This window comes from Secundilactobacillus silagincola (genome assembly GCF_002583405.1).
Lineage (GTDB): Bacteria > Bacillota > Bacilli > Lactobacillales > Lactobacillaceae > Secundilactobacillus > Secundilactobacillus silagincola.
On the sequence record NZ_BCMJ01000001.1, the window covers coordinates 146,513 to 159,231 of the forward strand.

11 protein-coding genes and 1 other annotated feature are annotated in these 12,719 nt (G+C 44.7%); of the genes, 4 read left to right on the forward strand and 7 right to left on the reverse strand.

Annotated features, from left to right (window positions below):
- Positions 1-436: 436 nt before the first annotated feature.
- A complete protein-coding gene (locus CES82_RS00560) occupies positions 437-1,207 on the reverse strand; it encodes an acetoin reductase (protein ID WP_098823374.1) in 771 nt (256 codons plus the stop codon).
- A gap of 20 nt (positions 1,208-1,227) precedes the next feature.
- The gene (locus CES82_RS00565) at positions 1,228-1,701 is read right to left on the reverse strand and encodes an S-ribosylhomocysteine lyase (RefSeq protein WP_098823375.1); all 474 of its coding nucleotides are present in this window, start codon (positions 1,699-1,701) and stop codon (positions 1,228-1,230) included.
- Positions 1,702-1,809: 108 nt separating this feature from the next.
- Positions 1,810-2,078 (reverse strand) — a binding site (T-box leader).
- A 306-nt stretch (positions 2,079-2,384) separates the two neighbouring features.
- On the opposite strand from CES82_RS00565, the gene CES82_RS00570 reads away from it, so the two are divergent.
- Together CES82_RS00570 and CES82_RS00575 are read left to right on the forward strand one after the other, a co-directional pair.
- On the forward strand, positions 2,385-2,993 hold the full coding sequence (locus CES82_RS00570; protein ID WP_098823376.1) for a helix-turn-helix domain-containing protein: 609 nt from the start codon (positions 2,385-2,387) through the stop codon (positions 2,991-2,993).
- A gap of 104 nt (positions 2,994-3,097) precedes the next feature.
- Entirely contained in the window at positions 3,098-3,754 is a 657-nt protein-coding gene (locus tag CES82_RS00575) for a DUF6198 family protein (RefSeq protein WP_098823615.1), read from the forward strand.
- A 42-nt stretch (positions 3,755-3,796) separates the two neighbouring features.
- On the opposite strand, the gene CES82_RS00580 is transcribed toward CES82_RS00575, so the two are convergent.
- From CES82_RS00580 to CES82_RS00590, 3 genes are read right to left on the reverse strand one after another with little or no spacing between them, the layout of a single operon-like run.
- Complete coding sequence (locus CES82_RS00580; RefSeq protein ID WP_098823377.1) at positions 3,797-4,444, reverse strand: TetR/AcrR family transcriptional regulator; 648 nt, start codon at positions 4,442-4,444, stop codon at positions 3,797-3,799.
- 15 nt (positions 4,445-4,459) lie between these two features.
- The gene (locus CES82_RS00585) at positions 4,460-6,076 is read right to left on the reverse strand and encodes an ABC transporter permease (RefSeq protein ID WP_098823378.1); all 1,617 of its coding nucleotides are present in this window, start codon (positions 6,074-6,076) and stop codon (positions 4,460-4,462) included.
- Positions 6,066-6,983, reverse strand: a complete 918-nt coding sequence (locus tag CES82_RS00590; RefSeq protein ID WP_098823379.1) for an ABC transporter ATP-binding protein — start codon at positions 6,981-6,983, stop codon at positions 6,066-6,068. Before CES82_RS00590 ends, CES82_RS00585 begins: the two co-directional genes overlap by 11 nt.
- 192 nt (positions 6,984-7,175) lie before the next feature.
- Here CES82_RS00590 and CES82_RS00595 point away from each other — a divergent pair, with 192 nt between their 5' ends.
- On the forward strand, positions 7,176-8,015 hold the full coding sequence (locus CES82_RS00595) for an aldo/keto reductase (RefSeq protein ID WP_098823380.1): 840 nt from the start codon (positions 7,176-7,178) through the stop codon (positions 8,013-8,015).
- 415 nt (positions 8,016-8,430) lie between these two features.
- On the opposite strand, the gene CES82_RS00600 is transcribed toward CES82_RS00595, so the two are convergent.
- On the reverse strand, positions 8,431-9,774 hold the full coding sequence (locus CES82_RS00600) for an MFS transporter (protein WP_098823381.1): 1,344 nt from the start codon (positions 9,772-9,774) through the stop codon (positions 8,431-8,433).
- Between the two features lie 587 nt (positions 9,775-10,361).
- On the opposite strand from CES82_RS00600, the gene CES82_RS00605 reads away from it, so the two are divergent.
- A complete protein-coding gene (locus tag CES82_RS00605) occupies positions 10,362-11,729 on the forward strand; it encodes a uracil-xanthine permease family protein (protein WP_098823382.1) in 1,368 nt (455 codons plus the stop codon).
- 30 nt (positions 11,730-11,759) lie between these two features.
- Here CES82_RS00605 and CES82_RS00610 read toward each other — a convergent pair whose 3' ends face one another.
- Positions 11,760-12,686, reverse strand: coding sequence for an EamA family transporter (locus CES82_RS00610; protein ID WP_098823383.1), 927 nt, complete (start codon positions 12,684-12,686; stop codon positions 11,760-11,762).
- Between the last annotated feature and the right edge of the window lie 33 nt (positions 12,687-12,719).

The window sequence follows — 12,719 nt, forward strand, 5'->3', positions numbered from 1 at the left end:
CATATTTAGTTACATTTGGTTTGAAAGTGTCACATATTGTGAAAAAGGTTCAGTACGTATTCTTTTTTAGATTAAAAACAAATTTTCATCTAACCCCATGTGGTATAGGGATTTACGAGCGAAATGATTCTACCTAAAGTGCAATATATAGTTAACCAAATTAATGAGATTGTGAAGTACTATTAGTACTGATAAACCAACTCGGAAATAGACGAAACTAGACAGCTAATTACCACCTGGATTCGAGTGGTAATTAGCTGTCTAGAAAATTAACGTATTTTGTTTAAACTTTTATGGCTCTTTGACTTTACCTAGCTTAAACGTGTTCAACGGGGCAGAGACCTACATGTAACTGGGACCCACCATAAATCCAAAACCGGGATTTTTGGCGGGTCCCAGTTACATGTAGGTCTCTAAACGCCCCGTTTCACACTCTCTAGTGAAACCTCATCCCGCCATCAACTTGTAAACTCTGTCCCGTAATATAACCGGCGCCAGGACTCACAAACCAGGCGACCACTTCCGCTACATCCGCTGGAGTGGCTTCCCTTCCAATAGCGATTTCTGATAAGCAATCTTCCTGTTGCTTCTGGATTGTCTCGTGTTTGATTGCCGCCGTCTTTTTATCGATAGCATCACGCATCTTGGTACGAACGATACCTGGATTATAGGCGTTCACGGTAATCTTATCCTTAGCAAATTCCTTGGCAGCAGACTGAGTCAATCCACGAATGCCAAACTTTGAAGCAGAATAGGCACTTTGTAAGGCTGATGCTTCGTAACCTGCCAGAGAAGCAGCGTTAACGATTCGGCCACCATGGGCCTGTTCCTTGAACTTCTTACCAGCAGCTTGAATGCCCCAGTAAGTCCCCTTCAAATTCACATCCAGTAACCGTTCAACATCTTCTGGGTCCGAATCCACAAAACTATCAATGAAGGCGATCCCCGCATTGTTAACGTACACGGCCAATTCCCCTAAATCGTTAGTCGCTGCGTCAACCAAGGCAAACACCTCGTCACGATGTGCCACATCCACGTGGTAAGCTTTGGCACTATAGCCTTCATTCTGCAGATCTTGAGCCACCTTTGCGGCCGTTGTGTCATTGATATCAGCCACGGCAATCGCGTAACCATCCTTCGCTAGACGATGTGCGATTCCTTCACCGATACCTTGTCCTGAACCCGTTACAATTGCTAGTTTTGCCATCCTGGCACCCCCTTATTAACCTAGACCGTGTGACGTTCGAATGGATCGTCGCTGATACCCTTTTCTAGAATATCGCGAGACCACTGCTTAGCTGAGAACAGTGAGTGGTCGCGGTAGTTACCGCAACTGTACTTGTCAGTTCCCTGTACGTCTTTCCATTCAATCTTGTTGGCAATGTCATCCAATGACCCTTTCAGGGCTTCAGCAACTTCCGTAGTGGAATGAGTGCCCCAGGTAATCAAATGAAAACCAGTCCGGCAGCCAAATGGTGAACAATCAATCACACCGTCAAGTCGGTCACGTAGCAAGCCAGCCAATAGGTGTTCAATGGTATGCAGGCCCGCTGTTGGAATGGCGTTTTCGTTAGGTTGAACTAACCGTAAATCGTAGTTGCTGATGGTGTCGCCCTTTGCCCCGTGTTCCTCAGTAATCAAACGAACGTATGGTGCCTTTACCTTTGTGTGATCCAATGTAAAACTTTCAACTTTAGCCATAATCAAAAATCTCCTTTTATATTATTTGTAATTTTAATCTGTTAACAACGAAGCTGAGGTGCTGTCCACAAGCGGTACAAAAAAATCGCCCCTCTATTTATCTCTAAATAAAAGGACGATTAAATCGTGCTACCACCTTAGTTCGAATACCCCTCGCGGAAATATTCCTCATCGGGTACTAACTAACGGCGGTTCAGTACTTACTGCTATCAGTGCATACCCTAACTCTATAACGGGAGTTCCCGCCACTACCTAGCCAATCGGTTCAGCAGTAGAGCGATTATCAAGACCATATTCAGCAACGCGTTGCCGTTATCTTTCACCAAACGATAACTCTCTAAAGACTACGCATGACTTACTCATCTTGTCGCTTGCTTCGTATTTAATAACTGGTGAATAGTATGGCTCTATGATTAGAAACTGTCAAGCTTATTTCATTATTTTTTAATTTTTATCTTTATTTTTCGTCACTATTAGCATCTACGAATACTGTTGTCTCAGTATTAACAGCAGGTTTGAACTTATTATTTTTCTGTCGAGGTTAAATCAATTTAGTTAATTCAAATTTAAGTCACCTGCTAACATGCCTTAATCCGCACCATATCAGTAATGCTAAGAAACTTAGCTAGTATTTTTTGTCAAACTCAGGTAACTTTAAAGACGAATAAGGAGGGCATTCAAATATGCTATTTGGGAAACGACTGCAAAAGACTCGAAAAGATCATCACATCACTCAGCAAGATGTGGCGGAATCATTAAACGTTTCGCGACAAACGATTTCTAGCTGGGAAACCGGTAAAAGCTATCCTGATATCGATAGCCTGATTCGATTAAGCGATTTCTACGATATGTCATTGGATACAATGTTGAAGGAAGATGAAGGAATGAAAAACTATTTGAAGAAGCAAGACGTCATGGCAGAAATTAAACCCACCAGAAAATTGACTGTCGCAATTGATATCCTCTTTTTACTCATCATTGTCTTCACGCCATCCGTACAAATCATGAAGGCACTGGTCTTACTTATGGGAGTACTCAACATGGCCGTGATTGTGCACATCAGCAATCTCGCCAAATCAGCCGATGAAACTGATTCACGGACTCGCTGGTCAAAGGTACGCTGGTGGTGGGTCGGTGTCGCAGCCATTCTAAGTTTGATTACAGGATTTTCCATCTACCAACAATCCTTTACAAACCTTTCACAGAATTTATTAATCCTTACCTTAGCACTTTGGTTTGTGCTTGTTGTGGAAGAAATCCAGCAACATTTCACAAGTAAGCCACATCCTTAACAAATTAACGCGTTAAATAACCGTTAATTTAACCTGGTATATTACATTTTCCGCCTAGTATGCTAAACTAATCAAGAAGTGAGGCGGAGAATGTGAAAAATACGATGAAAGAACGGTGGATCGGCTTAATCGCTGGTCTCCTTTTCAATGCTTTTGGCAATGCCCTATCGATTGCCGGTAACATGGGAAGCGGCGTTTGGTCAGCTTCCGCGGTTAATTTACATAATTGGACGGGTATCAGCCTTGGTGTGCTCTTATTTTGCATCGGTGTGATCAACGCCATTACTAACCAGCTCCTGATTCATCACTGGGATGCCAAACGATTCTTTGGCGAGATCTTGTTCGTCATGTTCTTTGGGACCTTCGTTCAGTACTTCGTTGGCTGGTTTGACTCAATTGGTGTCAACACTGCACCGATCATCTTACGGCTAATCTTGAGCTGTACAGGAATCGCATTGTTCTGTGTTGGTATCTCACTCTACCAGCGGGCAAACATCGTCATGCACCCGAACGATGACACGACCAACATCTTGCGTTTCATGTATTTAAAGGGCAATGCCACGGCTTCTCAACTATTGGACTTTCTGCCACCGCTGCTTGTTTGCGCCATTGCTTACTTTCCAACCGGCAGAATTGACTCGATCAATCTGGCGACCTTATTCTCCATCATCTGCAACGGCTTCATTATCGCCGCAGCTGACAAGTATATTTGGCCGCATCTCACCCATAATTTCAGAACTAAGGTAGCACCAGCAAACTAAAATAAAGACAGGTCGAAAGCATATTTGCTTCCGGCCTGTTTTTTATTTAGCCGCAAATCCATACTCCAAAATCTCATACTCCGCCTGAATCTGCTTGATAATCGGTTCAAAGTCCTCAATCTTCGCGTCTGGATGCTGCCTCATAAACGCTTCAGCATCCGTAAAAACCGTGGTTCCGATAGCACTCAATAACTTTTTCAAGATGGTTTTATCGACTCCTGGCCGTAACTTCATACGGTCCAGCACCGGTTCCTCTAAGGTTGTCAGCGACGTGGTGGTCTGCTGTTGCCACAGAGCACGCATTGCCGGTTGAATTTCTGCTGGCAGCACATTCATTTCACCGAATGATTGTACCGACAATCGAAATTCATCGGGGTACTCCAGTTGCAGTTCAATCTTATAGCGGACAGCCCGCTCAATCATATCTCCAAGATCCTTGGCGTCAGTCCAAACGCTAAAATCAGCTTGGTCTGTCAGCCGTTTAATCACATCCGTTACGGTGGCCAAATAGAGGTGGCCTTTGTCACCAAAGTAGCGGAAGACAATTCCCTTTGAGACCTCAGCATTCTTTGCAATATCAGCCGTTTTAGCCTGTAGATAACCGTTTTTAGCAAAAATTTTCGTCGCGCTGACTAGGATTCGCTCAACTTTTTCTGGATCCTTTGGAACATCGGGATTCATTTCAAACATGCATCTATTCCCCCTCTAATTTTCAACCAAATCTCGGCGTTGATATAGGCCGTAACCCACTAATATTAATACGATGCTCAGGAGAACCAGCCAACCGGCTTGATCCCACTGAACCGCCTTCAACGGTACTTTATTGATCCAACCAAAGGGCGTTAACTGCTTCGTCCATTCCGGAAAATCCAGTAGTCCACCAAGGTAAATCGACAATATGGCGTAGATTGGGATGACCCAGGCGATTTGCTGATACCTAGGCAATAATCCTATCAACACAGCAACCATGCCAATTACCACCAGGACTGCTGGTGAAAAAGCCCAAAACGAGCGCATCAGCCGACTTATCGCAAATGCATGCTTTGCTCCCTGGCCGCCAAGTGCCATGCTAAACGTACCGGCGAACAGCGTCAACAGACCAGTCACTAGTCCCACTAAGGTATAGGCACTGAATAAATGGAACCGAGAAACACTGCGGGCATGGATTGATTCTAGCCAACCCTTCCGTTCATCACTGTTAAGTCGCAGCATGGTAGCAATCGCCGGTACACTGGCACCAATGGCCATCATCACGCTCATCATAGCTGCAAACTGCAAGGTTGTAGTTCGACCTACTGCTGTCGCTGCATCAGGACCCAGTATTTTGGCAATCATGGGACTATTTGTCATCATGTCACCAATAGTATCGAACAAGGTTCCCATGCTGACGCCGTACACAGCAAGACCAACAAACCACGCCAGCATACTGGTTCGTTCTAGCCGAAAAACCAACGTCACCGGACCAGCCAATAATGCACTAGCGTGACTGCGACCCGGTCGATCAGGCAATAGGCCGGAACCCAAATCCCGCTCTGAGCTGACAGCCAATGTGATAACCAGGACCACAACGGCTAGTCCCAGCATATATAGCACTGGTGATACGCGATTTTCACCGTACGGATCAATTTTTTCCACCCAGCCGAAAACTGTCCACCAAGTATATTTTACATTTTGAACGTCCGTCATCGCCCTCAAAAGGTACAACAGACCAAGCAAACTATAACTCATGGTCGTGGCACCCCGGGAATTACTAGCCAACTGGGCGCAAAATAGCGTAAAACTACCGAACATCATTCCCAAAGAAGCAATTCCAATCCCAAATAACCAGTTTCCTGCAGTACCAGCACCATCCATATTGATTGCTTGCAGAGTTGCTGCTGAAAGTAAACCAGCAGCCACATTAATGATCAACAGTTCATAAATCGTTGCCAATAGCGGGCTTTGCCGGCCGACACTGTGAGCACGAACCATTTCTAACACACCGTTATCCTCCTGTGTCCGCGTATTCCGCACGGCAAAGAAGATGTTCATGATGGCCATTAATAATCCAGTAAAGACCATCATAGAAGCCGCAAAAATGGCAGCCGTCGTATAGGGCTTTACCGCAGTAAAAGGACCGAATAAAGCCGCCATGGACGGCGTATCCAACGCGGTTGCCAATGAGGCGACCTGCTTATCATCGCCACTCAAACCAATAATTTTACTGGCACCGGCAGCGACCATCACTACAATTCCTAACAACCAAATCGTAATGGCGAACCGGTCATGTCTGAGATACATCCGTGTCAGATACCCAGTTTGAACCGTCTGATTACTTTTCATGTCCCTCAGTCCCCTCCGTGTTGTAATAGCGGATAAACAAGTCTTCCAAGGTCGGCGGAGTGGTTTGCAATGTCACAATTTCACGCTTGACCAATTCCGCCATGACTGCACCAATTTGTGCCGTATTAACGGCGAAGACTGCTTTATTGGCAATCTGCTCATCTGCTTTGAAAGTGTGAACGCCCGCTAATGTCTCGATACCTGCCAGTTCCTGCTTGGTTTGAACAACCACTTGCGTCCGGGTCAGCTGACGCATCTGATCCAAAGTACCAGTTTCCACAATCTCACCAGCTCGAATAATTCCAATTCGATCACACATCCGTTCAACCTCGGACAAAATGTGGCTTGAAAGCAGTACGCTCTTACCCTGATGTTTTAAAGCTAACACATGTTTTTGAAAGACCTCCTCCATTAAAGGATCTAGTCCGCTAGTGGGTTCATCAAAAATATATAGGTCAGCATCCGTAGATAATGCCGCAATCAACGCCACCTTTTGCCGGTTACCTTTGGAGTAGGAACGTGATTTTTTCTTAGTGTCTAACTCAAATTCCTGAATAAGTTCATCCGTCTTCGCGGTACGCTTTTGATGGTTTAATTTTAAAAGAAAGTCAATCATCTCACCACCAGTCAAGTTAGGCCACAGATAGACATCCCCCGGCACGTAAGCGATGCGATTGTGAATGGCAACGGCCTGCTGCCACACGTCCTCGTTAAAAATCGTTGCCTGACCACCGCTGGCTTTTAGGATGCCGAGCAGCACCCGAATCGTAGTGGATTTACCAGCACCATTTGGCCCAATAAAGCCAAATACTTCCCCCGGATTAACGTCAAAAGTAACGTCTTTTAATGCCTGAAATTTACCAAAGAATTTCTGCAAATGATTAATGCTCACGACTGTCTGTGCCATAACTAACCCCTCCTTATTGATTGCCATCAGTTAGGCTAATCCGAAATTTCACCCAGAGTATATTCTCTATTGACCAGTAAGTCAATGACTAACGGGTCAATATTTAAAACGGCATTATGTGCCATCTTATTTGACTTATAGTCGGCTCTAACCGCTATAATTAAGATAATGAATATATAAGGGGGAACATCGATGACAATTCCAAACATTTTACTAAATGATGGTCACCAGCTACCCATGCTGGGGCTGGGAACGTATCAAATTCGCGGTGCTCAAGGTGTTGACCAGATTCTGTCAGCAATTCACGACGGCTACCGGTCACTTGATAGTGCGACTAATTACGATAATGAAGGTATCGTGGGTAAAGCGATTCGTCAAAGTGGTATTCCACGCAGCCAGTTCTTCGTGACTTCTAAATTACCGGGTAAGTATCACCGTTATGATGACGCGCTGGATGCTATCACAGAGTCGTTAGCCCGAATGGGATTAGATTACTTTGATTTATTCCTGATTCACTGGCCGCTACCAAAGCGCGACCATTACGTGGAAGCTTGGCGGGCCATGATCACTGCGCAAAAGCTCGGTTTGATCCATACCATCGGTGTTTCCAACTTCATGCCGGAACATCTGGATCGTTTGATTAAAGAAACCGGCGTCACCCCTGCTGTTAACCAGATTGAAATTCACCCTTACTGGATCAACGAAGCCAACGTCCAAGCTGACAAGGATCGGGGCATCGCTACTGAAGCGTGGAGTCCACTGGGTCGTGGCAGCAACTCACTCAAAGAACCCGTGATTTTAAAATTAGCCAAGAAGTACAATAAAAACGCGGGTCAAATTATTCTCCGCTGGCACACGCAACGGGGAATCGTTCCAATTCCTAAGTCCAGCAGTTTGGTTCATCAGCGACAAAATCTCGATATTTTCGACTTTAAGCTGACTGACGACGAAATTCAGGCCATTAATTCGCTAAATAAACCGGATGGCAGAACCACAAATCAGGATCCAAACGAGTACGAAGAATTCGATTAATCAAGCGCATAAATAAGCGCTACCATTACCGCAAAATAAGTAGTTGACATTCAATCAATATCATTGTATTATAGCCTCAATCAAAAAAGGGGGTGATGCTTTGAGTTACGGAATAAGTCTTAAAGCATCAGCTACGGAGACTTCAGTTAAATAGCTGATACTTAAGAGAGGGTCCCACGAAATCTATTCGTGGGACTTTTTTGTTAGTGTGTGAAGCAACACGGGTTGACTCCAGAGTATAGGCAATAAAAAATGGGTATTCCTGCACTTGGAATACTCATTTTTTATTGCCTATACGGCCGGAGTCAGTGTTGCTGAACACGATTCGGCTATGTTGACTCAAAAATTTATTTACATTGGCCGGAGTCAGTGTTGCGAAACACGATTCGGCTATCTAACATTGATCAACACAATCCTATTGAACCGCCTCACCATTCTTAACCGCTGGATTAGCAGACGTAGCCGGTACACTGTCCACGTTGATTTCCGAAGCAGTGGATGTTTCCAGCATGTGCCAGTAAACCACCAACGAAACCAAGGATGCCAGCGCAACGTACCAGAAGAACAACGATTCCATGTTAACTGAACGTAACCAGAGAGCAACGTATTCAACGGTCCCACCGAAGAGTGCCACGGTCAGCCCATATGGGAAGCCAACGCCCAACGCCCGAATTTCAGTTGGGAACAGTTCAGCCTTAACGATGGCGTTAATTGAAGTATAACCAGAAACGATCACGACCCCAGCTAACATCAAGAAGAAGGCTGCCCATGGCGAATGAACGTGCGCTAACAAACTGAAGATTGGTACGGTAAATACCGTGCCGCCAATCCCAAACCATAACAGTAATGGTTTACGACCAATTTTATCTGATAAATGACCGAAGATTGGTTGCAGGATCAACATAATCAACAAGGCAAAGAAGTTGATAACTGAAACTACCCGAGTATTGAGTCCAGTGGTGTTGATCATGAACTTTTGCAGATACGTAGTGTAGGCGTAAAAGGCAATTGTCCCACCAAAAGTCAACCCAACAACCGTAAAGAACTGCTTGGGATACTTGGCCAGAAGCGTTAAAGTACCAGCTTTCTTACTATTTTTGTTTCTAGCTTCAAATTGATCGGATTCTTCCATGGAAAGTCGCAGCCATAGCACACCCACGGCTCCAAAGGCACCGATTACGAACGGAATCCGCCAGCCAAAAGCAAACAACTGCGCGTTAGTCAAAACGTTTTGCAACACAATTTGAACCAGCAATGCGAATAATTGACCTGAAATTAACGTGACATATTGGAATGAGGAATAAAAACCACGACGTTTTGGCGATGCCATTTCTGATAAATAAGTGGCTGATGTTCCGTATTCACCACCAAGTGACAATCCTTGGAACATCCGAGTAGCAACCAGAATGATCGGTGACCATACACCAATCGATTTAAACGTTGGTGTAACAGCGATAATCAAAGAACCTGTCGCCATAATCGTAACGGATAGTGTCAGCGCTGCTCGGCGCCCTTTTCGATCCGCAAAACGACCCATCACAAATGACCCCAGTGGTCGCATCAAGAACCCAACCGCGAAAACTGCGGCAGTTGACAACAATTCCGCCGTTTTATTTTCGGCCGGGAAAAAAGCAGCTGAAAAGTAAATTGCGAAAGAAGCGTAAACGTACCAATCAAACCATTCAATCATATTACCTAAAGACCCTTTTAAGATATTAGCAGCAATTTGTTTTTCTGTTCGTGTCGATGTCTTGTCCATGCGCAATCCTCCTATGCATTAAAATATAATTAGATTATTAAATTCTAATTAGCATGTATTGTAACCTGACATGATTAATTATTCAAGCACCGACTATTTATCATTTTTATGCAAAAGGGCTTAAATCCTTACTAGCAGTAACGAAACCGCTAACAAAAAATTTTTTTCAATGAATATTCTCGGTTCAAAGATTAAAGTTTAAAATGTTCGTGAAATCCCATTGAAACCCTGTTAAATTGTGCTTATAATAGCTCACAAGGTATTGAAGCGAATAATGCATAATGTTTAATAGTCAACATTCGTTCTTTCCAATGCTTTCATAAAACTAAATAGTAAAGTGAGGTGGTTACATTTGTCGCAAACTTAGCGGAATATTCACTAGGTATGGCTCAATAACCACACCTAGAAGCCAAGGAGGAAAATCATACTTGGCTACTTAGCCGCCTTATACCTGGTTTCACTGCCCACCCTCTATTCCACCTGACAGTGTTGCCAATCTTGACATAACAGATATATCAAACGACTAAGCAGACGGTTGATGATGTTCAAGGAACTCAAGTCAATTCAAAGGGAGAATAACCAATATTATGGATCGCAATCAAAATGGCTTATTGTACGGACCAGACGATAAAGTGCCTTACACGCAAGCTGGTTTCTTGGGCTTGCAACACGTGCTTGCAATGGACGTGTACGTCGCACCAATTATCATGGCCGGTTTACTATCGATGTCTGTAGCGCAAAAGAGTGGCTTTTTACAAGCTGCCTTCATCGCCTGCGGTATCGGGACAATTTTACAGACAAAATTCTTTCTAAAATTGCCCGTTTCTCAAGGCCCATCCTTCGTTCCCGTGGGCGCCGTTGCTGGGATTTACTTAGCTAACGGTGGCGCACACGGCGGGATGGCAACCGTTTTAGGCTCGCTAGTTGTAGGGTCATTTTTACTCATGGCATTAGGCGTTACCGGTGTCTTTCAGAAAGTCATTTCCAAGTTAGTTCCAGCCATCGTTGGCGGAACTATTATCACTTGTGTGGGCTTATCACTACTACCAGGCGCTTTGAACGATAATATCTTTAAGGCATCCGGCAACATCAATACAAATATGATCATTGCCGGTGCTACAGGTATTACCATGTTAATTGCTATTATTTTAAGTTCGCGGGTACCACAGTTAAGAAAAGCCCTCAAAGTCAGCTCAATCATTATTGCTTTGATCGTTGGCTCGGTAGTTGCTACCGCCATGGGCGTCTTCGACTGGTCATCCGTTAGCTCTGCACCATGGTTCAGCCTGCCCCAGTTCACGTCATTACATTACGGACTGCATTTTTCACTTCCAGCTATTTTAACGTTTGTGGTCATCTACTTAGTGTTAACGACTGAAACAACGGGTACTTGGTTTGCTATGAGCGCCGTTACAGGTGAAAAGATTACTAAGAAACAATGGAATATGGGGATCATTGGCGAAGGTATCAGCTGTTTGCTATCAGCTCTGCTGGGCGCCACCCCGATGACCGGTTACTCAACTAACGCCGGCGTTATCTCCGTTACTGGTGTTGCCAGCAAACGGGTCTTCGTCTCCGCTGGTTTCTGGTTTATCATCCTTGGTTTCTGCGGTAAATTGTCAGCCTTCTTCGCTGCCGTTCCCGCACCCGTCATTGGTGGTGTCTATTCCATCATCTGTGTCATCATCATGTTAAACGGGCTGAACGTTGTCCGTTACTTGAAGACTGGCGAAAGTGCCATTTATGTCATCGGTGTGCCAATCGTTTTGACCATGGCGATGGTCTTATTACCTGCCAAAGTTGTTAGCGAAGCACCACAAATGCTGCAATATCTGCTAGGGTTACCAATTACGATTGCTGCCATTAGTGCGATCATCTTAAATCTATTAATGTCAAAAAAACAAACGGTGCCGTCCGAAACGACTGAAACTGTCCAAGCGCCAGCTGGACGGTAACCGTGGAATAATACGAAAAAAGCGTCTCACTCATTGGTGAGACGCTTTTTTGATGATCTGCGTTGGCTTATTAACGGCTAATCCTTGTAAAAAGGCAGTGGCTAAAATCAGGGCGCCACCCAGCATTTCCGGTAAGCCAAAGGCGGTATGTAAAACGATGATGGATAAAAACGTGGCTGTTAGGGGTTCAAAGGAGCTGAGCATACCCGTAGTTGCCGGTAAAATGTAATTCAAACTCGTTAAATAGAACAAGTAGGCAAACATGGTTCCAAAAGTGGCCACGAACAACACAGCTGACCACTCTAATACACTTAGTCTGGGAATCGGCGTTGTAATAAGATGCGGCATAAAGACTAAACCGCCAATCAACATGGCCCAGCCGGTGACGATTTTAGCGTCATACTTTTTGAGCAGGCGAATGGGAATCAGGGTATACAGCGCTTGTCCCACCCCAGCCATGACACCCCAGAATACTGCAGCTGGTGCTAGTTCAAGACTGTCTAAGCGACCCTTGGTAACTAATAAATAAGTGCCCAGTAGCGCAATCAACATGGAAATTACATCGATCCGTCGTGGTAGCCGCCAATGCCTTAGTGCCAGATAAACAATGATGAAAATGGGTCCAAGGAACTGCAGGATCGTGGCTGTTGGGGCGTTGCCGTATTTGACTGCCATAAAGTAAGAAAACTGCGACGGAATCATGCCACAAATGGCAAAAATAATCAGCATTATCGCGTCGTATCGATTTTGCCAAATCGAAATTAGTTCCTTAAAGTTACTGACGGTGCCCCAAATCACCAGTAAAATACCTGCGATGGCCAACCTGACGCCTACTAACCAGCCTGGCTCAACCGCCTGATGGGAAAATAAGTATTGTGCGCCAACACCGGACATTCCCCATAACGTGGTACCGGTGATGACAAAAGCGAGACCCTTATGTTTATCGGTCACATTCATTGACCTTCTTCCTAAAATTAAAAGTTTCTGAGT

Bases quoted from the DNA above. Each gene is read 5' to 3' on its own strand.
- CES82_RS00580 (WP_098823377.1), bottom strand. From the start codon at position 4,444: ATGTTTGAAATGAATCCCGATGTTCCAAAGGATCCAGAAAAAGTTGAG.
- CES82_RS00605 (WP_098823382.1), top strand. From the start codon at position 10,362: ATGGATCGCAATCAAAATGGCTTATTGTACGGACCAGACGATAAAGTG.
- CES82_RS00595 (WP_098823380.1), top strand. From the start codon at position 7,176: ATGACAATTCCAAACATTTTACTAAATGATGGTCACCAGCTACCCATG.
- CES82_RS00585 (WP_098823378.1), bottom strand. From the start codon at position 6,076: ATGAAAAGTAATCAGACGGTTCAAACTGGGTATCTGACACGGATGTAT.
- CES82_RS00575 (WP_098823615.1), top strand. From the start codon at position 3,098: ATGAAAGAACGGTGGATCGGCTTAATCGCTGGTCTCCTTTTCAATGCT.
- CES82_RS00590 (WP_098823379.1), bottom strand. From the start codon at position 6,983: ATGGCACAGACAGTCGTGAGCATTAATCATTTGCAGAAATTCTTTGGT.
- CES82_RS00600 (WP_098823381.1), bottom strand. From the start codon at position 9,774: ATGGACAAGACATCGACACGAACAGAAAAACAAATTGCTGCTAATATC.
- CES82_RS00610 (WP_098823383.1), bottom strand. From the start codon at position 12,686: ATGAATGTGACCGATAAACATAAGGGTCTCGCTTTTGTCATCACCGGT.
- CES82_RS00560 (WP_098823374.1), bottom strand. From the start codon at position 1,207: ATGGCAAAACTAGCAATTGTAACGGGTTCAGGACAAGGTATCGGTGAA.
- CES82_RS00565 (WP_098823375.1), bottom strand. From the start codon at position 1,701: ATGGCTAAAGTTGAAAGTTTTACATTGGATCACACAAAGGTAAAGGCA.
- CES82_RS00570 (WP_098823376.1), top strand. From the start codon at position 2,385: ATGCTATTTGGGAAACGACTGCAAAAGACTCGAAAAGATCATCACATC.